This window comes from Mucilaginibacter sp. A3364 (assembly GCF_059690715.1).
Genome location: NZ_JCAWED010000001.1, coordinates 2,028,027 through 2,048,265, shown reverse-complemented (window position 1 = coordinate 2,048,265; position 20,239 = coordinate 2,028,027). Strand labels below are relative to the sequence as shown.

The window sequence follows — 20,239 nt, the reverse complement described above, 5'->3', positions numbered from 1 at the left end:
TTTAGTTATAGTTCATGCGGCAAAAATGTGAAAATCACAAAAGCTAATTGCGCACAACGAACTATGCAATGGTGGATCGCATCCCCAAAGATATATATAGTATATGGAAATGGTAGAATTTATTGTAAAATTTTACGATTTTAACAATTCTGTGAGATTTTGTTAGTTGAGCGAGGTAAGGTTGGTTTCGCGTGAAATGATATCTGCAATACTGGTTTCGGTCAGTATTTTTAATGAGGCATCACGCACTTCAACAAAAACATCACGTATACCGCAGGTGGTTTCCTGATGGCATTCATCACATTTATGGTAAAAATTTAAGCTGGCGCAAGGCAGCATAGCAATAGGGCCATCGGTAATGCGCATTATCTGCACCAGGAAAATTTCTTTGGGGTCTTTATTTAAGGCATAACCACCACCGGCGCCTTTTTTACTGTATAAAAAGCCGGCATTACGCATATCGAGTAATATCTGCTCCAGGAATTTTTTTGGGATATGTTCAAGCTCCGCGATCTTCGAGATCTGCATGGGAGGTTTGTCCGCGTTCTTCCCCAAAATTACTAATGCCTTAATGGCATACTTAGTTTTTTTCGACAGCATTTATCTATGTTATAAAAACAAATATATGTAAAGAATTTTAATACAATTAAAAATACCAATTAGGTATACTTTTTTTAGGTTTTATCTGCTTTGTCCGAGTGGCCGAGGTCTTTCCCCGGGTCAACAGTATCACGCACCAACTGTTTCAGCTCCTTAATTTCGGGGAAACGTCCCTCGCGTTTACGGTCAAACAAAGTTTCATTGTCAATAAAAATAGTATAACGGCCCGACACCTCGCTTGGTTTCAAAGTAACACCGTTTAAATCATCCTCAAAAGTAGTCAGCAGCTCCTGCGCCATGTAGGCGGCACGTAACAGCCAGCGGCATTTTGGGCAGTATTCTATAGTTATAGTTGGTTTCATTTTTAGGATGTGAGGATAAAGCGGTCTTCGGTATGCAGGCTATTAACAATGAGCTCATCGCCAACGGATATCGTACCCGTACCTGCATGTACCAGGTTTTGCCCGAACATGATCTTTTTGTTTTTAACACGATACCGGGCTAGTGTACGGGTTGGTTCTTTACTACTGATAGCGGTATCCTGATCTATAGTTGGAATATTGCAACGGGCGCAAAGTTTTACCCCGTTAAAGCTGATTCCGTTAATATTTATGCTATCCATCAGGTCCTCCTCAAAAGCTTCGCCACCCGCAAATACTATATTGGGGCGGAAGCGATCTATCGGTATAGCTTGTTCCAACCTGCCGTTCAATTCATTCATCGAACTTTGGCCGATCAAGAGAAAAGGATAGGCGTCGCTAAACGATGTGATGCTGTCTTCATGAGCATATTTTGGGTCGGTAAAACGGTGGCTGTTATCGGCCATATAAACCAGCCTGCAACCTATGGATAGGGCTGCGCTAAACCACTGATCGATCTCTTCGTCAACAAGGTTTGCCTGGCATGTGTCATCCCATATAGTAATATTTATAACTTCATGTTTATAAGTGTTTAACGGTATTTTAACTGAAGTGTTTGTTGTAATGTCTGTCACTACTAAATGCTCGTCGGTAATAGCCGTTTTAAGCAGGGCCATTTTAGCGTTTTCGCGTTGCGTGAGGAAGCGGTTGTTGGCGTCAACGAGCAGCCATCGGCGATCATATTGCAGGCCGCGATCGGTCACCACGGCAGTATTCAATTTAATGCCGCCTAATGACTTGATGGGATAAATGTATAGCTCGCTAACGATAAGCATATAATGGTTTAAGCGCACAAATTAAGAACTATTTTTCACAAATAGCGGGGAAGTAAATCTACAACCGTTAAATCTAACAAGTGCAAAACTCTTTGTACGTTGTAATGTTTAAAGTTTTTTAGCCAATAGTCATGTCGAAGATGTGTTTGTGTTACAGGTGCATATGATTACAGCAGTACTAAACGCCCTTAAATTATCGCAGTAAAGTTTATTTCGTGCATCATTCTTGTACGTTGTAACGTAAAATAGGCGTGTAAAGAAATGTTAATTACTGGCTGTTTGTTGGTAACTACCCTTACATGCTTCGCTTTTTATTGCCTACTTTCGAAACGACTATATATATATACTGACGATGATGAGATCTACCTTTACCCAAATTCTTTTAGTAGCAGTAATTTTTCTTTGCGCGTCATGCGGTCCTTATAGCCGTATCCCATACTTTCAAGACCTTGATCATAAAAAGAAAACCGAGGAAGAGATCACCAATTACAATACCTTGAAAATACAGGTTGGCGATCAGTTGGGTATCAACGTAAACAGTTTAAACCCAGAGGCAACGGCTCTGTTTAATTCAAACCTTAGTCGCGTTACCGGTAATACCGAAGGTGGTAACAATACCAATAGGCCAAACAGCCGCTTAGGTGCCGATGGTAGTAATACTAACCCGGTTTTTGGCTATAAAGTAACGTCAAAAGGCGAGGTGGAGTTACCTTACCTGGGTGTTATGAAAGTTACCGGCCTAACCACCGATGAACTTGCAGATAAAATTAGCAAAGAGCTTGAGGCCTACGCCAAAAAGCCAATGGTTACCGTACGTATACTTAATTTTAAAATATCTGTTTTGGGCGATGTGTTGCGGCCTGATGTTTACAACGTACAAAACGAACGTATAACCATTATGGAGGCGCTTGGCCTTGCCGGCGACCTGAACATTACCGGTAAACGTAAAACCGTGATGCTGATACGCGAGTATGACGGCACACGCCAGTATTTCCCTGTTGATCTGACCTCGAAAAAACTATTCAACTCACCGTATTATTATCTGCAAAACAATGATGTGATCGTGGTCGATCCGGATAGAATTAAATACGCGCCGTTTGATAGGGCGTATCGTTTTGCATCCCTGGTGTTTACGGGCATATCGGCAGCAGCAATTATTTTCTCGGCTTATTTAATCAATAACAACCAGTAGTATTCTATATAGCTAAATATGGCGTCGCAAAAAACTACTTCTTATTCTACACGCAAGCCCCCTATAGCCGAAGATGATTTTGATTTGCGGGGCAACCTGATGAAGTATTTACGTTACTGGCCTTTTTTTATAGTAAGCGTTATTATTATGCTGGCCTTAGCGTACGCTTATAAACGGGTAGCTAAGCCTGTGTACGAGATCAAAGCTACCATGCAACTGCAGAATAATGGCCATGATAACTCAAACGCCTTAAGATCAACTTTGCAGGAGCTTGATCTGACCAATCCGCCTAAACTGGTGGAGAACCAGATGGAGATATTAAAATCTCGTAGACTGGTGGAGATGGTGGTTAATAAACTGCAACTTTGGGCAACTTATACTTTAGAACGAAAACCGGCTAATGAAAACCTGTATGGTAAAAGCCCGGTAAAGTTTGAGTATGTAAAAGAATCGGGCAGAACCAGCCAGAAGCTCACTATTGAAATTATAGACCAGCAAACCTTCATGCTGAAAACTTCTGACGATCCGGAGTTAAGAGGCCAGGAGCGTGGCTTTGGCGATACCATACGTACCGCACTGGGCAGCTGGAAATTGATGCCTACCAGGTTTTTTAATCGTTATGTAGGTAAAACCGTCAGCATTACCATTAGTGATAAGACAGCCACTATTGATGGTTACCAGGGAGCTGTAGATGTGGCACTGAAAGATAAAATGGCATCAACTGTTGAGATAACAGTGATGGATAAAGATTCGGAAAAAGGCGAGGATTTTGCCAACACCCTGATCATGGTTTACAACCAGGAAGAAACGGCCGAAAAAAACCGCTTAACTAAAAGTACCCTTGATTTTATCGACAAACGACTTGACTCGTTAACCATTGAACTAAACAACGCCGAGGGACAAGTTGAGCGCTTCAGAAGCGATAAGCGCTTAACTGATATTAACGCGCAATCGCAGGTTTACCTACAAAACGAGCAGGCCAACGAGGCTAAGTTAAATGACGTTAATGTGCAGTTACGGGTGATCAAATCTATCGAGGATTATATTAATGCCCCGGATGTATCCGAACGTGCCGTACCATCAACCATTAATATATCTGATCAAAACCTGATCACCTCGGTACAAAATTTTATTAACCTGCAACAGGAGCGGAGCCGGCTGCTGGCTACTACGCCTGAAAAAAACCCGATATTCGATCCTATCAATCGCGAGATCATCGTTACCCGCACGGCCATCCGTGAAAACATCAAGAATATCAGGAATTCGCTAACCGCGCAACAACGACAGTTGCAATCTATAGGCGCCGTTAACAGAAGCTCGATACAAAGCATTCCGGGCGAGGAACGGCAATTAACCGGCCTTAAGCGCCAAACCGGCATTAAAGAAAACCTGTATACGTACCTGCTGCAAAAACGCGAGGAGGTATCATTAAGCTATGCGTCAACTTTGGCCAACGCCCGTATGGTTGATGTGGCTTACACCTTACCGCCAAACAGATCAAAAGCGTTGATGCCCTATGCAGCGGCATTTGTATTGGGGCTGTTAATACCGGGGGCTTTAATTTACCTGCGCGATGTTATTAAAAACCAGATATACACCCGCCGCGAGGTAGAAAAAGGTTTGCCGATACCAGTTATCGGCGAGTTTGAATTTGCAAGGCTGCGATCGCCTATAGTTACCGAGCATCCGAAAGCCAATTTTATGATCATTGAGCAATTTAGGAGCCTGCGTACCCAATTGCACTACCTGCACGGTACCGATGCAAAGGGTAGGGTAACCATGATAGCTTCAAGCGTATCGGGCGAGGGTAAAAGCTTTGTGGTTAGTAATATGGCGGTGGCTTTGGCCACATCGGGCAAGCGTACTATTATATTAGAGCTTAACCTGTATAAGCCGGCCATTGGCGAAATATTTAATTTGCCCGAAAATTATCCGGGTATGAGTAACTATTTAAACTGGGCTTCGTTAAAAGAGGAAGTGATACAAAACTCGTCAACATACCGAAACCTGGACATTATTACAGCCGGACAGTTTTTGCCAAACTTTTCTGAATTACTTGATCGTAAACGTATTGAAGTACTGATAGATTGGCTTCGCCTTAACTATGATCACATCCTGATAGACACCTCGCCGTTAGAGGTTATTGGCGATGCAACCATAGTGGCGCGTTTGTGCGATATTACCTTGTACCTGGTACGTAAAAATTTCACCTCAAAAACCGAATTACCATTTATTACGAAATTATACGAAGATCAGCAGTTGCCGAATATGGGTATCATATTTAATGGTGTTGATAAAGTTAGAGATGGATACCGGGATTACTTTCCCGACAGAGCAAATGGTTAATGGGTATTATAGAATCAGGTAAAGCTTACTTACAAGGGTTATTAGGCGGCGATAAAGCGCGCACAGGCAGTGTAAATTTTAATATAGGCGTATCCTTCCTGATAAGGGCCATCAGCGTTGTGGTTTCTTACCTTATCGTTCCATATTCATTAAAACTACTTGATACTAACAAGTATGGTATATGGCTGGCCATATCTTCTACAGTAAGCTGGATAAGCATATTAGATATTGGCCTGGCTAATGGCTTGCGCAATAAAGTGGCCGAGTATATAGCTTTAGAAGAGTATAAAGAAGCCAAAGTTGCCGTATCGTCTACCTATGCTATTTTAACACTTATTATAGTGCCTATAGTAATAATATTTACCATAGCAGCGCATTTAATAAACTGGAACAGCGTTTTTAACACGCATCTGGATAACGATGAACTACTTTACACATTGATTGTAGTTTTCGGGGGCTTATCATTTCAGTTTATATTAAAACCTATTTCATCTATTCTGCAGGGTGATCAAAAAATATACAAAGCCAACCAGATCCAACTGATTTGCAATTTTATACCGCTAGTGCCTATTATAGTTGGTGCTAAGTATTTGCACGGATCAATGGTTTACCTGGCTATAGCGCAAACCATTTTGCCGGTTTTTGTACTATTTGTTTATACCCTTATTCTTTTTGCAAAGCGATATAAAAATATAAGCCCCGCTGTTAGCCTGGTCGACTTGAAAAAAAGCAAGTCGCTTTTCCAGTTAAGCATAGGATTCTTTATCGTACAGATTGCGGGCGTATTCCTGTACTCAACCACAGAGCTGATAGTAGCGCGCGAATTTGGCGGACACGAGGTTGCGGTATATGTTTCGCTATATAAATACTATTCGGCCACCATGATGGCTATTAACATTATATTGGCGAGCTACTGGAGTGCATTTACCAATGCCTATGCGTTGAAAGATTTTGTGTGGATAGAGAATGGTATTAAAAAGCTGGTTAAAATAGCTATACTATTTGTGGCGGTTATAGTAGTTCAGGTTTTACTGGTAAACCCGGTATTTAAAATTTGGGTGGGGGATGCCATTGTGGTGCCGTTTGACTTAAGTATTGATATGGCAATTTACTTTGCTATCAGTTTGTTTACGCAGGTATATACCATTGTTTTAAATGGTACAGGTAAGGTTAAAATGCAATCAATAGTGTCAATTATTACAGCAGTACTGCATATACCTGTAGTTTTATTCTTTATTGATCATTTGCACTGGGGTTTAAGCTCTATTGTTTATGCAAGTATATTGTGGAGTGCCATACAGGTTGTAATGTGGCGGCGAGAAATAGCTGTAATTTTACGCGAGCGGCACGCAGCAGCTTCGCCCGAAACAGGCAATGCTGTTTAAGCTTCGCGAATTGAATTTTTTAACCATTTGTTATGTTTTACTTTGTAACGCTTCTTTTCCTGCTTCTTTCGGCAAAAGCTACGTTCCTGTATTTCTATAATATCAATTGGTTTATACTTGATTTTATATTTATCTGGGTAGGGCTGGAGTATAACAGGTTTACCAAGCGTGATATCCGCCTGTTTGCGCAATTTTCGTTTATCTATATCGGTTACTGTTTATTCAGGTCAACCTTTTTAGTACACTTGCCGGTGCGTTTTTTAGTGAGCGACATTGTGTACCTGTTTAAATATATATTGCCGGCCTTCCTGTTCTGCGCGGTTTTAAAAGACAAGGCCTTATATTATTTATCCCGGCTTATAGTTGACGGCGCTATCATTTCCATACCGCTTTTCTTTTTGCAGGTTGTAGCCGGCGACGCGCTGTATTCCATCGGCCGCGCCATAAACCTGCCGCCCGATATGGGGTATGACTATACCAACTTTGTCATTTTTACCTACATCCCCATACACCATTTTCAAAATGCCGGTTTTTCATGGGAGCCCGGCGCTTTTGGTTTTTTTTTAAACCTGGGCCTTATTCTGCACTTTTTGTATAATAACTTTCAGTTTGATAAGCGCGCCAAACTAGTTGTGTTCGCGGTAATTACTACTATGTCTACCACCACGTATCTTGGCCTGGTAGTGGTGTTTTTGCTATACTTTAGGGCCAGGGGAGCCAAAATGTCAACCGTAATGGCTATAGCGGTCCCCTTAGGTGTTATAGCTGCTACCACGCTGCCGTTTTTGGCCGGAAAGATCATCGAGACCTACCACCAGGATATGGAGGATTTAACGCGTATTGAGTTCCTGGCTGATTATTATATCAAAATGGGTATAACTATGCCGCTCAACCGTTTCTCGAGTATTCTGTTTCTGTACCATGCGCTTAGGGAGCACCTGATATGGGGTATGTCCAACATCTACGATGAAAGTATCCCGTTGATGAAAAACATCAGTTTATCTAACGGTTTGATTGATTATTTTGCAAGGTTCGGCGTAATTGGATTAGCATTTGTTATGCGTAGAGCCGGGTTGTTTTTCAAGAACTTTGTTTATAATTTTGAACAGGTGTTCTACTGTATCCTGCTGATTTTAATACAAGGTTTTTCTGAAGCGATATTTATATTACCGATAATTACGGCTTTTTGCTTTTTATATTATTACGTAAAACCGGCTAATGACGAAGTGGACGAGGACAGTGAGGCAAAAGTGGTATTAGCCGCATAATTTGTAACCATTAAATATTTATATTTTGAAAGTACTGTGGTTTTCTTTATACCCATCATTAGCCGAATCGTATCTGAATGATAAGCCGATGGGCGGGGGCTGGATCAAATCCTTAGAGAAAAGCCTGCAGACCAAGGTTGAGCTTTCGGTTGTGTTTTATCACGACCAAGACATGGAGCCTTTTAAGTATGGCGATACCACTTATTATCCCGTAAAAGATCTGATTCACGGCGAATGGTCAAAGATCACCCGCCGGGTATTTAACAGGCTGGAACCGCAGCAGCATGTTGACCGTTTTGTACAGATCATAAACCAGGTAAAACCGGATGTAATACATGTACATGGCTCGGAAGGCGCATTCGGGCTGATCCAAAAATATACCGATATACCAACAGTTATTTCCCTACAAGGTATTATAACCGTTTATCATTACCGTTTTTACTCCAAGATAACCTGGTGGGATGTAATGAAGCATGCCAGCCTTAAAAGCCAGCTGTTCTTTCGTGCTTATAATAACGTATTCAATATGTTCACCAAAATGCGCGAGCGCGAGTTGGAGATATTTAAGCATTCAAAACATTTAATAGGTCGTACGGCCTGGGATAGGCGGGTATCACTAGTGTTAGCACCCAAAGCAGCTTATTATCATAATGATGAGATACTGCGCGATGCCTTTTACACACAGGAGTGGAACTGCAAGCCCGGCGATGAGTTGAATTTGATGACTATTAACGGGCCCAACCTGTATAAAGGCATCGAAACGATAATGTATAGTGCCGATCTGTTAGAGAAAAACGGCATTAAATTTAAATGGCGTGTAGCAGGTATTCCTGCCGATCATGAGATCATTAATATTGCCTTAAAAAGCACCGGCAAACCTTTGTCAAAAAATATTTTATTTATGGGCGGCCTTAGCGAGCAGCAATTGGTCGAACATTTGATGACTACTAATATATATATCGGCACATCGCACATCGAGAATAGTCCTAATAGTTTATGTGAAGCGCTGCTGATGGGCCTGCCATGTATAGCAACCCATGCCGGCGGTACCAATAGCCTGATTGATGAAAATCAAGATGGCATTTTGATACAGGATGGCGATCCGTACTCTATGGCCGGCGCTATAATGGAACTGGCCAATAACTATGAACTGGCCGCCAAATTAGGCAGAAACGCACGCATAAGAGGTTTAGTAAGGCACAACGTCGAGAAAATAAGCAACGATTTGCTGCTTATTTATAACCAGGTTTTAAACAAAGTATAACGATAAAAAAGTGGCAAATAAAGTTTTAAAAATAGCTGCCATGGCAGCCTCATACAACCGGATAAAAAAAACCACGTCTTTTTTAGAAAGCGTTACATCACAGGTTTTACCGGCCGAGTATAAAATGGATGTCTTTTTGCTGGATGACCAGTCGCCGGATGGTACTGCCGATCATGTGCGCGAGCATTTTCCGCAGGTACACTTGATTATAGGTACCGGTCGTTTGTACTGGGCAGGCGGCATGCGTCAGTTATGGGGCAAAGTGCGCGAGCATGACGATTACGACTTTTATATTTTGTTTAATGATGATGTGAAGCTGTTTGAAGGTGCTGTAGCGAGGTTGTTAGAAGCCTATAAACTGTCTCCCAACAAAGATAACGTAGTAGTCGGTTCGGTTAAAAACTTTGAGCATACAGGTATCACCTACGGTGGACGTAAATTGCTGAACGGCTACAATGGCGACGCTGTTTGGGTTGAACCGGATGATACTAAATTGCTGGAATGCGACCTGGGTAATGCTAACATCATGATGGTTGACAAAGGCACTGTGGAGAAAATAGGTATCCTTTCCGGCGACTATATACACGGAATTGCCGATTACGATTACACGCTTAACGCCAAACGCCACGGCTCGAAAGTTTGGGTAGCGCCGGGTTACTATGGCGTTTGCGAGTTTGATCATGGTAACTCATGGCTGTCTCCGGGCAGCACTTTGAAAGAGCGTATCGCTTTCCTGCATAGCCCTAAGGGTTTAGAGTCTAAAGGCTATCTGAAATACATCCGTAAGTTTTTCCCGCTATATTACCCTGAGGCATTTTTTAAACTGTGGATGAAAACGCTGTTCCCGGGTATTTGGGATAAGTATAAAAAATCAATACCATAGGCTGTATGACCATTCTGATACTTCACAATGACCTGCGTGTTTACTGGAAAGGCCGCATCGCTTACCTGCGTAAGCTTTTAGCGGGGCATGATATTAAACTGGCGTCTATTGAATTGTTTGGCAAAGGTTCGCCCTATGCTTTTGACGCCCTTGACAGCGATAATTGCCTGTTCCCCAATAATAGCCATGAAGAGCTTGCCAAGGCCGATATCAAACAAAAGCTGTTTCAAAAGCTTGACGAGATCAATCCTGATATCATCATAGGTGGCTCGATAGTTTTTTTTGCAGGCGCGTTAGGTTTGCGTTGGTGTAAAAAAAATAACAAAAGGTTTGTGATGTTTGATGATGGCAAACCTTCGGGTTTGAAACGCAGTTTCGTTACCAACTTCGTAAAAAATACCATAACAAGCCAGGTTGATGCGCTATGGCTGCCATCGCCCGATTATGATAGTGAATATGTGGGGCTTTTCAATACGCGTACCTTAACGTTCTATGGTTACAATACCATCGATAACGAGCTTTTTAAAGTAGAAGGCGAAAAGCGGTTCAACCATAATACTTTGATATACATAGGCCGGTTGGTTTATATTAAAAACCTGGAACGCCTGTTTAGAGCGTGGAAAATTGTAGAGACCAATAGCAGCGCTTACAAACTAAAGATAATAGGCACCGGCCCCGAGCAAGACACCCTAAACAAGTTGGTGACCGAGCTTAACATAGAACGGATTGAGTTTGCGGGCATGGTACCCAACAACGAGCTTCCGCAGCAATTGTTTAATGCTGACGCGTTTTTACTAGCCAGTTTAAGTGAAAGCTGGGGCCTTGTCGTAAACGAAGCAATGGCGGCCCAACTGCCTGTTTTGCTAAGCAATAAGATAAACGCCGCAGTACCATTATTAAAAGAAGGGGAGAACGGTTACAGCTTCGACCCGTTGGATATTGAACAGATGGCCGCCCAAATTTTAAAGTTCATAAACCTTGATGAAGCTGCAAAAAAAAATATGGGCTCGACGTCTTTACAGCTCATCAACCAGATGAATTATGAAAATATGGGGAAAAGCTTACTCGCAGCCATTCCTCAAATTCAAAATCAAAAGCGCAAAGTGCCTGGTATTTTAGCTTCTTTGTTCATTAAAATATGGGACGGTGCCTACAATGTAGCAAGCTGGGATAAAACGAATTAACTATTAGTTTGATAAAATACGCTATTTTGAAATAAACAAAACTAACGGTTGTGTTTTAGAAAAAAATGTAGAAAAAAAAGGACATAGCTGTAACTTTGCAGCAGTCTATACCGTAATAGGTCAGACAGTTACAATATTATGGCTAAGAATTATACCCCTATGTTAATTTTGGCTATTCTGTTCTCATTATGCTCTTGCAAAAAACAGGAGTTTAGTTTAAACGGAATATTACCATTAGATCCGTTAACCGGCATCGTTGATAATACTTTATCAACAATCGTACCAATCCTGGTCCCTTCACCTGCAGATACGCTCGTGCCGGCAAACGCGGTAAATGTAAAAAAATACGGCGCCAAAGGCGACGGTATTACCGACGATACCAAAGCAATCCAAAACGCCATTAACGCCGAGGGCGTTATCACACTATCAAAAGGCACATTTATTATTAACAAAACGCTTGATATGCGTTCGGGTGTTAAGATATATGCTGCCACCGGCGCCACCTTAAAAGGCGGCAATAGCATGAGCGGAACCTTATTAAGCAACGGTCGTTACATCAACCTTACTAATGATGATAATTGCTTAATAAACAATTTAACCTTCGCGCAATCAACCAAAGCTTATAAGTTAAGCAATTGGTATAATTCCGTTATTTTGGTTTATCACAGCACAAATACTGTTATTAAATACAACACCTTCTCATTTACCCTGCCATATAACCGTAATGGTTTAATGGGCGTATGGGTTAGCGGCGAAGGATCAAGCGATAACCTGATCAAAGGTAACGTAATGAATAACGTAGGCATTGAATACTGCGAAGACGGTGCAAGCCGTACTACGGTAGACGGTAACACCATAAAACATGCCCCGCACGATGGTATAGTAGGCCATGGCAATACATCAACCTACTGCACCGGCAACGTGATCGTTAATAATACGATCGAAAACTCCGGCATCATGGGTATTGAGGATTGGGGAAATATCGATGGCACTATCATCCGTAATAACACCATAACCGGTACCGGCAAAGATGCCGCAAACAAAGCCGACGGTATGGGTATATCAGTAGTAGGTGTTAACTCAAAAGTGGTAGGTAACCGTATAACCGATTGCCAGACCTATTACATCGAATCGGCATCTAACCGTCATCAAACCATTGATAGTAATATTATCAACGATAGCCAGGGCCTTGCGGTGGGTATTATCGTTAACGTACGTGACTCACTGGCAGCCAGGGCGCAGCACAATGGTTCAACAGTAACTAATAATACTATTAATGGTACCCAGATAGCCATATTTGTATTTGGCGATAACACTCACCAAAGCGTTGTTCAAGGTAATACTATTAAAAACCCGGTAGCTAAAGGCATACACATTGACGGTGCATCACCAGATTACAAGCTTGATGTGGTGGATAACAATATTTCCTTCACCACACCAAACAAGCAGGATCGCAGAGGAATTGAATCCTACACAGAACTGCCACACAACGCAGGTGCCCAAAATTTAACGCTGGATAATAACACTATCACTTACAGCAGTTCAGCAAACGGCGGTTCGGGTACCGAAACAGGTATCATGATAGGTACCGATAACACCACAGTTAGCAATAACACCATAAACGGGAATGATATCACCGCCGGCGGTTCACGGGTTTGGGGTATAAGCGGTAACACCAATCAAATTTTTAACCTAACGCTAATTAATAATACCGTAACCGGTGCTATTACTAATCTGAACGATTTTAACTTTAAAACTCAATCTGGAAATAGTTTTTAAAAAATATAGATCAGTAAACGAAAGGCCGGCAAACAACCGGCCTTTCGTTTTTATAACGGTATATGCGTTTAGTTAGATTATGGCAATAAATACAGATCATTAAAATATTGTTAAGTATATTTCATATCTGTATAACTGTGTATCTTTAGCGTAGAAATGAGGCAGAGAATTGGGGCACAGATTGGGTAATGAAGACCCCGCTTGTAGAGAGCTTGTTAAACACGAGATGGCCTACAACCATATTGTTTTAGCACTAAAACGTATTTTTTACGTATTATTAGATAATTTATTTGATTTTTGAATTTAGGTCTGGTATTTGTTTAACTATAAACACGACGAACTACCAAAAAAACTAATGACAACATTTACGCTCAAGAAAATCCTCGATTATTCCACTGTAGATGTGCTCGACTATTCTATTTTTAATAGCAGTTTGAGCAACTTACGTTTTGATAAAAAGAGTCTGATAAGCACTGTAAATCAATATTCGTATATGATTGCAGAGAAGGATGAGGAGTTTAAGAACGCGTTGTTGGGATCAGATATTTTATTGCCTGACGGAGTAGGAATAGTGGCTGCGGCCCGTATGCTGAACGGCGAGACCATCAAAAAAATTGCCGGTGCCGATTTGCACGAACACCTATTAAAAAAGCTAAACTCCGAAGGGGGCAAATGCTTCTACCTGGGCGCATCAGACGAAACGTTGGCTAAGATCAAAAAGAAACTTTCTAAAGAATTCCCCAAGATAAAAGTAGGCACTTACTCGCCGCCATTTAAATCGCAGTTTAGTGATGAGGAGAATGCGGAGATGATCAAAGTGGTTAACGATTTTAAACCGAGTGTACTGTTTGTAGGCATGACGGCCCCTAAGCAGGAAAAATGGTCTTACAAATTCCGTGATGAACTGGATGCTACCATTATAGCCCCGATAGGCGCTGTGTTTGATTTTTATGCCGAAACCGTTACCCGCCCGTCAAGTTTCTGGGTAAACCTTGGCCTGGAGTGGTTCATTCGTTTAGTGAAAGAGCCAAAACGTATGGCAAGGCGTTACCTATATTACGGCCCCGCGTTTGTGTACGAGTTGATCAAAGCCAAAGTACTGGGTAAGGCTAAACCAAAATTCAACCCCCCTACAGATACGGAAGTACCCAGCGTAGTAAAGCTGGAACCGAAAAGAAACTCAGCTTAGAAGGGTTGTACGTTAGACGTCTTACGTGATACGTTGATATTGCATTAATTTAAAAACGGGTGCTAGTTTTTGACTAACACCCGTTTTCTTTTTAACACCAACGCTTACAAGTAATCGTAAAACGTATAACTTTTATTCCAACATTCCCTTCCGCGTAGCCTTCGTTTGTGCAGGCCATTTCAAACCCTCAGTTTTAGTATTCACAGTTTTAGCCGGGTCTTCGCAGGCCATGTAAACCATAATAGCGGCCAGTATGGCATTATTGCGGACCTCGTCAAATACTATCTTATCATAAGTATCGCGGTTAGTATGCCAGGTGTAAGTGCCGTAAGCCCAGTTTAACGAACTTAATGAAAAGCCCGGAGCACCCGCAGCAACAAATGATGCAAAGTCCGATCCGCCGCCACCCGGCTGACCAGGGAATGATAATTTAATACGATTTTTTATGGTATCGGGCACCGCCGCTATCCAACGGGTTAAATAGTCTTTCGGTTCTACAAAGCCTTGTCCCGCCAGGCTGGTAACACGGCCTGTGCCGTTATCCTGGTTAAACAATGCCTGCAGATTTTTAACTATTTCAGGATGATCTTCCACAAAAGCGCGCGAACCGTTTAATCCTTGTTCTTCGCTGCCCCAATGGCCAACCAATATCGTGCGTTTTGGGTTAGGGTAGAATTTCTTCAGCAGGCGCAAAGCTTCCATCATGGTAAGCGTTCCCGTGCCGTTATCAGTAGCGCCGGTGCCGCCATCCCACGAATCAAAGTGTGCCGATAGCATCACGTATTCGTTAGGTTTTTCGCTGCCTTTAATTTCGGCAATGGTGTTGTAGGTTGGCACTTTGCCTAGTTCTTTTGATTCGGTATGCAAGCTGATGGTAGGGGCGTTGCCCGATTCGGTCAGGCGGTACAACAAAGTATAATCTTCCAAAGCAATATCAACCGTAGGCACCTTTTTAGTATAAGCGCTGAATATTTTATCAACCCCAAAACCAGCCGACCAGTTATTGGTGAAAATACCCAAAGCGCCCGCATTCTCTAAAGCTACCGGAAGGGTACGTGCAGTTAAACCTGTTTTTTTAATACGATTGGCCCAGGCAGCGGTAGCGGCGGTACGGGCGGCTTTCATTTTCTCAAAGGTCTCAGGTAAAGCAAACTCTTTCCAGTTGGCATCATCCCTGCCGGTTGGCTGGCAAACAGATATCAGTACAAATTTACCTTTAACAGTAGGCAGCCAGTTTTTAAAAGCGATAGAATCCGCCAGATCAGGCAATACAACGGTTTGCGCAACAGCTGTTTTTTTACCCATGCCCGGGCTCCAGGCCAGCTGCGTACCTTCTAATGATTTTACGCGGGGCGATATCATATCAATGTGCGATACGCCACGTTCCCAGCCGCGCCATTCGCCCCATTGTTCGTTACGGGCAGTAACGCCCCAGCTTTTGTATTTTTCAACGGCCCAATCGTTAGCTTTTTTCATTTGCGGGCTTCCCACTAAACGCGGGCCAATACCATCTAAAAGCTCATGGGCCAGTTGCTCCAGTTGCGAGTTGTTCATACCCTCGGCCATAATACCGTCAATAACAGCTTTATTGGGCGTTTGGGCAAAGGTGCTGCTGCTTAATAGCAACAGGGCCGCGGCAAAGGTAGTAGCTTTACGGCGGCCATTTAATGCAATAGTAAGTTCAGTTAATTTCATACTCCCAAATTAACAAATTAGCTTAACCTATGCCAATTTTATTTTAGGGCGAAGTGGATTGGATATCCAAACAAAATATATATTTGATAGTATGAAAACCAAACCTATTATCCTTATCGCATCAATAGTTGTTGTATTGATTGCCGGTATATTTTTTTACGTTAAAGGACGAAATTCCGGGACAGCGCCAAACGACGATATCGCGGTTTTTTTGACGCAACTTAATGGCTATGTTATAGCCGGCAGAACAGATTCTGTATTGGCTTGCTTTGATAATGAGCAGCAAAATAGTTATATAAAAAAGTTTGTGGACGTGCTATGCGGTAAAGAAGGCGTAGTAGATGGCAAGCCCCCTATAATTAAAATTGCCTTATTGGTTGATATAGCTGAAATAAGCAACAGCGGCACGGGTGGCCTGATTGTTAAGGTGCCGGTAAATCTTGAGCACGATCCGTTTCAAACCAAAGAAACCTCTGTTTTACTTAACCTATATCAGGAAGCGCCGGGCAAGTACAAAATAAAAAGAATAGATATCGACCACTTTATAGATACCTACACCGGCTACGAAAACTTTATTGTATCAAAAACATTAAAGGATTCTGACATCTATCAGCCAATAACTTTAGCCGCATTTAAAACTGCCGACCGCCTCAAGGCGTCGTACGATACGGTGGTGTGGTTCTCGCACGTAAACAATCAAACCTATTTTTATGTGGTAAACGGTGATTGGGATATGTATAATTATGGGGCAGACTCGGTAAAGAAATGTAAAATGGGTTTGGTAGGTCCTGATACAAAACTGGTGATACCGGTTGAGTATGCACTGATACATAACCTGGGCGCCACATTTGACGGATTGATAGAGGTTGAAAAAGATTCGAAAAGGGGCTTTTATGATTTAACAGGAAAAGTAGTTATACCAGTGGAGTATGACCATATTTACCCGGTTGATCATGAAGAGAACCTTGCCTTACTAACCAAAGGAAGCGACTTTTTGTGGCTAAAGAAAGATTACACTACCGCCAACGCAACCGATGTAAAACTAGCCGACGTTATCCCGACGTTAAAGCGTTCTGAAGCGTTTAATATCGTAGGGAATACCAAAAGCAGTTTGATAGAATGTAATTCGCGCGAGCAGCACGAAAGTGTGTATATGGCTCCGTCTTATTTAGTAGACCTGGGCTTGGTAACAGCCATAAAGCAACTGGATAACCCTCTGCGGAAGAATGTTGGCTATGTCAGCGGGCATCCTCGTTCGTATACCGTAAAAGATATGGAGAAAAAGGAAGTGGGAAGCGCGGAGGATAAGAATTGGTTTACGGTCAGTTTTTATGCAATCAGAGATTATTTTGTTGATGGCCGTTCGGAGTTTTATGATAATACCAAAGTTGTTATCGTAGATAAAAAAAAGAACAGGGTGTTCCAGTCATCATTTTGGCCTGATCATAGCTTCGAGGGCTCGGTACGGTTGGAAGGCATTTGTGATATAAATGGTGTTAGGATGGTAAATGATTCACTGTTTGAATTTAAAATAGGTAGCAGATTAAATAGCTTGTTATATGATAATACAACAATGATTACCGGTGGGCCTTACTATCAGTATATGGTTATTAAAAATAATAGCCTGGTTGAATTGAACAACAGGCGGATATTTGGCTTTACCAAATATGTGCAAATGACGGACGATCATCTAAACGGGTGCTATATCCTTAAAAATCAAGGCGGGGAGCGTGTAGTAAGCAAGGTAACGCCTGGAATGCTACGTATGATGAAAAACGAAATTTATGCCAGTTACGGCTATAAGTTTAAAGACAAGCGTTGGGAAGCTGTATTTGAGGAGTCGGAATTTTACGATTATGACAAAGATGGCAAGCGAAAGTACAACGCCAATGTTGACGACTCATTAACGGTGATAGACAAGTATAATATTGATTTTATTAACAAAAAACTTAACGCCGGCAAAGCTGTCGCGTTAGCTGCTAAATGAAGCATATAGGGCGCTGGCTATGGTATTTTGCATTTTTTTGGGTAGCGATATTAAGTATCGCTACCTTTTTGCAATACTATGATTTTAAAGACCACGGCGCTTTTCTGGATCTGAAACAACAGGCCATTAAAACCGGCTGGTATTTGCCCGGCTTTTACTTACACATTATTGGCAGCAGCATTATTTTGTTGGCCGGCTTTTTCCAGTTCATTAAAAAGGTTTACCAAAACAGGCCGCTCCACAAATTGCTCGGGAACCTGTATGTATGGGGCGTATTGTTTTTTGCCGCACCCGGTGCTTACATCATGACGTGCTTTATTGGCCGGGGGACGTGGGTAACCACCTCGTTCTTTATTCAAAACACCTTGTGGGTATTGTTTACCGTGATGGCGTTTGTACACATCAAAAATGGAAGGGTAAACAGCCATGTTAAAATGATGCGCAGAAGCTACGCGCTGGCATTTGCGGCGGTAACGTTGCGCCTGTATATCTTCCTGTTTTCGGTATTGGGTTCGGGCATCAATTTCGAAAACAACTATGTCATCATCGCATTTTTAAGCTGGGTACCCAACCTGCTATTTGTAGAATGGCTTAATTATAATGACGACGGGCTACCCGATGGCTTCGCGACAGCAAAAGCATAAACAAAAAGAGCCGCTATCACAAGCGGCTTTTTTTGTTTTATATCATGGTAGATCACTATTTCGTCATCCCATAAGTGTTGAAGAACAATGATACCGCTGTTGAAGCTCCAAACGCGCCGCGTGGCTTGGTTTCGCCGGTGCGTGTGCCCCAATTGGTTTGGATAATGCCTTGCTCGTTGCGGTTATTATAGGCCACTTTAGCGTTTAGTTGCAACCAGTCTACCAAGTCGGTTTTTTTAGTTTCGAGGGTATACATACGCGCGTAGCGGGCAAAAATACCTTTAAAGCCGGGCAGGTCGTTGCCGCCTTCTTCGTTGTTCATCACGCCGCCTTTATACATTACATCGCGCGCGTATTTGGCAATGCGCTCGGCTTCCTCTAAATAAGTATACTCTTTGGTGTAATTATACAGCATCACCGCTGCACCAAGGTAAGTTCCCTGGTTATAGGTGGAACTCCAATCGCTGCCACGCAGTTTGCCGGTAGTTTTGTTGAGGTCGATATTATCATTCACCTTGCCGGTAGCCGGGTTAAACAGGTAAATTTTAGACCAGCTATACAGCGCGATGGCTTTATCATAATAAGTTTTATCGCCGGTTGCTTGCGCCAAATAGCAGGCCGCTACCATAGCCGGGCCTTCAATACAGGCGTTTTTTGATGTTTTGGTTTCATACCAGATCAAGCCGCCGCCATAGCTATTGGTAAAGGCACGGGCAAACATCTTGTCGTATTGGTCTTTAGCTTTCTCCAAATAAGCTTTATTTCCGAACATATTATAGCCTCTTACACAGAACAACACTGCCCAGCTAATATCATCGTTGTATTTATTGTACATCCAGTCTTCTTTGTTTTTTGCAATAAAGTTGGTGTACAAGGCATCAAATTTAGTTTTGTATTTAGGGTCCTTGGTAACCTCATAAGCATCCAATACAACTTCCATCATCTCGGCCTGGTCCCAAAAACCTTTTCGCTCTTCCAGTTTAAAAGTATTATACCAGTCGTCAAACGCTTTGTTAGCTACGGGTAGGGTAAGGGGCGATTGCTGCGCATCCACCTTTTTAAACAACCATTGCTGTGCAGGCACTTTTCCGGCTTTAGCTAAATTAACTTTGGTGCCATTGGCAGTGCCGCCCGCATGCAGGTTTAATGCATAAGCCGCGTCGGCAGCAGGTTGCAGCGTGTAAACGCCGGCTGATACTTTTTTGATGGTCCATTTTACATCATTGCCGTTTGTATCGTCGTTTTGATCAACTTTGGCCGAATCAGCTGGCGTATCGCCAACGTGTAACAGTTTGCCGCTGCCAACATTGGTAAGCGTATACAGGTTTTTACCGGCAAGTTTAACTATCCAGCGTTGGGCGTCGCTATGTGTATCTGTCCAGGTATTAGCTGTTGCTCCGTTAGCTATCGAAGCATTGCTTATATCCAGCTGTTTATTGTTAGCCTTTGAAGTTAAAGTGTAAATAGCGCCGGATGTGATGCCGGATGTTTGGGCCAGGGCCACAACGGTATTGCCTAAGCAAAACAGCAGGGCAGCGCCACGCAGGTAAAGTGTCTTCATGTTAAGTGTTGAGTAAATTGGTTATTCTTTTAGCAGCAACAATAATCCCTAAAATGATCAACACTTA

At 42.3% G+C, this 20,239-nt stretch carries 16 protein-coding genes; 11 read left to right on the top strand and 5 right to left on the bottom strand.

Annotated features, from left to right (window positions below; translation table 11 throughout):
- Window positions 1–162: 162 nt before the first annotated feature.
- The 3 genes from AC59JT_RS09170 to AC59JT_RS09160 form a co-directional block, all read right to left on the bottom strand.
- Window positions 163–600 carry an RrF2 family transcriptional regulator gene (locus AC59JT_RS09170; protein ID WP_497397999.1) on the bottom strand — a complete coding sequence of 146 codons (438 nt, stop codon included), beginning with the start codon at window positions 598–600 and terminating at the stop codon, window positions 163–165.
- A gap of 74 nt (window positions 601–674) precedes the next feature.
- Entirely contained in the window at window positions 675–962 is a 288-nt protein-coding gene (locus AC59JT_RS09165) for an Rdx family protein (protein WP_497397997.1), read from the bottom strand.
- 2 nt (window positions 963–964) lie between these two features.
- Window positions 965–1,795 carry an MOSC domain-containing protein gene (locus tag AC59JT_RS09160; RefSeq protein WP_497397995.1) on the bottom strand — a complete coding sequence of 277 codons (831 nt, stop codon included), beginning with the start codon at window positions 1,793–1,795 and terminating at the stop codon, window positions 965–967.
- Between the two features lie 352 nt (window positions 1,796–2,147).
- On the opposite strand from AC59JT_RS09160, the gene AC59JT_RS09155 reads away from it, so the two are divergent.
- From AC59JT_RS09155 to AC59JT_RS09115, 9 genes are all read left to right on the top strand, one after another.
- Window positions 2,148–2,987, top strand: a complete 840-nt coding sequence (locus AC59JT_RS09155; protein WP_497397994.1) for a polysaccharide biosynthesis/export family protein — start codon at window positions 2,148–2,150, stop codon at window positions 2,985–2,987.
- Window positions 2,988–3,005: 18 nt separating this feature from the next.
- Window positions 3,006–5,333, top strand: coding sequence for a GumC family protein (locus AC59JT_RS09150; protein ID WP_497397992.1), 2,328 nt, complete (start codon window positions 3,006–3,008; stop codon window positions 5,331–5,333).
- Window positions 5,333–6,718: an MATE family efflux transporter gene (locus tag AC59JT_RS09145; protein ID WP_497397990.1), complete on the top strand. Its 1,386-nt coding sequence runs from the start codon at window positions 5,333–5,335 to the stop codon at window positions 6,716–6,718. Before AC59JT_RS09150 ends, AC59JT_RS09145 begins: the two co-directional genes overlap by 1 nt.
- Window positions 6,719–6,750: 32 nt before the next feature.
- A complete protein-coding gene (locus AC59JT_RS09140) occupies window positions 6,751–7,986 on the top strand; it encodes a hypothetical protein (RefSeq protein WP_497397988.1) in 1,236 nt (411 codons plus the stop codon).
- A 25-nt stretch (window positions 7,987–8,011) separates the two neighbouring features.
- Window positions 8,012–9,250, top strand: a complete 1,239-nt coding sequence (locus tag AC59JT_RS09135) for a glycosyltransferase family 4 protein (RefSeq protein WP_497397986.1) — start codon at window positions 8,012–8,014, stop codon at window positions 9,248–9,250.
- A 40-nt stretch (window positions 9,251–9,290) separates the two neighbouring features.
- On the top strand, window positions 9,291–10,133 hold the full coding sequence (locus AC59JT_RS09130) for a glycosyltransferase family 2 protein (protein ID WP_497397984.1): 843 nt from the start codon (window positions 9,291–9,293) through the stop codon (window positions 10,131–10,133).
- Between the two features lie 5 nt (window positions 10,134–10,138).
- Window positions 10,139–11,317, top strand: coding sequence for a glycosyltransferase family 4 protein (locus AC59JT_RS09125; RefSeq protein ID WP_497397982.1), 1,179 nt, complete (start codon window positions 10,139–10,141; stop codon window positions 11,315–11,317).
- 138 nt (window positions 11,318–11,455) lie between these two features.
- Window positions 11,456–13,096, top strand: a complete 1,641-nt coding sequence (locus AC59JT_RS09120) for a right-handed parallel beta-helix repeat-containing protein (RefSeq protein ID WP_497397980.1) — start codon at window positions 11,456–11,458, stop codon at window positions 13,094–13,096.
- 355 nt (window positions 13,097–13,451) lie between these two features.
- Window positions 13,452–14,285, top strand: a complete 834-nt coding sequence (locus tag AC59JT_RS09115) for a WecB/TagA/CpsF family glycosyltransferase (RefSeq protein WP_497397978.1) — start codon at window positions 13,452–13,454, stop codon at window positions 14,283–14,285.
- Window positions 14,286–14,417: 132 nt separating this feature from the next.
- On the opposite strand, the gene AC59JT_RS09110 is transcribed toward AC59JT_RS09115, so the two are convergent.
- A complete protein-coding gene (locus AC59JT_RS09110) occupies window positions 14,418–15,980 on the bottom strand; it encodes a M20/M25/M40 family metallo-hydrolase (protein WP_497397976.1) in 1,563 nt (520 codons plus the stop codon).
- Between the two features lie 91 nt (window positions 15,981–16,071).
- Between AC59JT_RS09110 and AC59JT_RS09105 the strand changes: the two genes are divergently transcribed.
- Together AC59JT_RS09105 and AC59JT_RS09100 are read left to right on the top strand one after the other, a co-directional pair.
- Window positions 16,072–17,967 carry a YARHG domain-containing protein gene (locus tag AC59JT_RS09105; RefSeq protein WP_497397974.1) on the top strand — a complete coding sequence of 632 codons (1,896 nt, stop codon included), beginning with the start codon at window positions 16,072–16,074 and terminating at the stop codon, window positions 17,965–17,967.
- Window positions 17,964–18,611, top strand: a complete 648-nt coding sequence (locus AC59JT_RS09100; RefSeq protein ID WP_497397972.1) for a DUF2306 domain-containing protein — start codon at window positions 17,964–17,966, stop codon at window positions 18,609–18,611. Before AC59JT_RS09105 ends, AC59JT_RS09100 begins: the two co-directional genes overlap by 4 nt.
- 55 nt (window positions 18,612–18,666) lie before the next feature.
- Here AC59JT_RS09100 and AC59JT_RS09095 read toward each other — a convergent pair whose 3' ends face one another.
- Window positions 18,667–20,172, bottom strand: coding sequence for a glycoside hydrolase family 76 protein (locus AC59JT_RS09095; protein WP_497397970.1), 1,506 nt, complete (start codon window positions 20,170–20,172; stop codon window positions 18,667–18,669).
- Window positions 20,173–20,239: the final 67 nt, after the last annotated feature.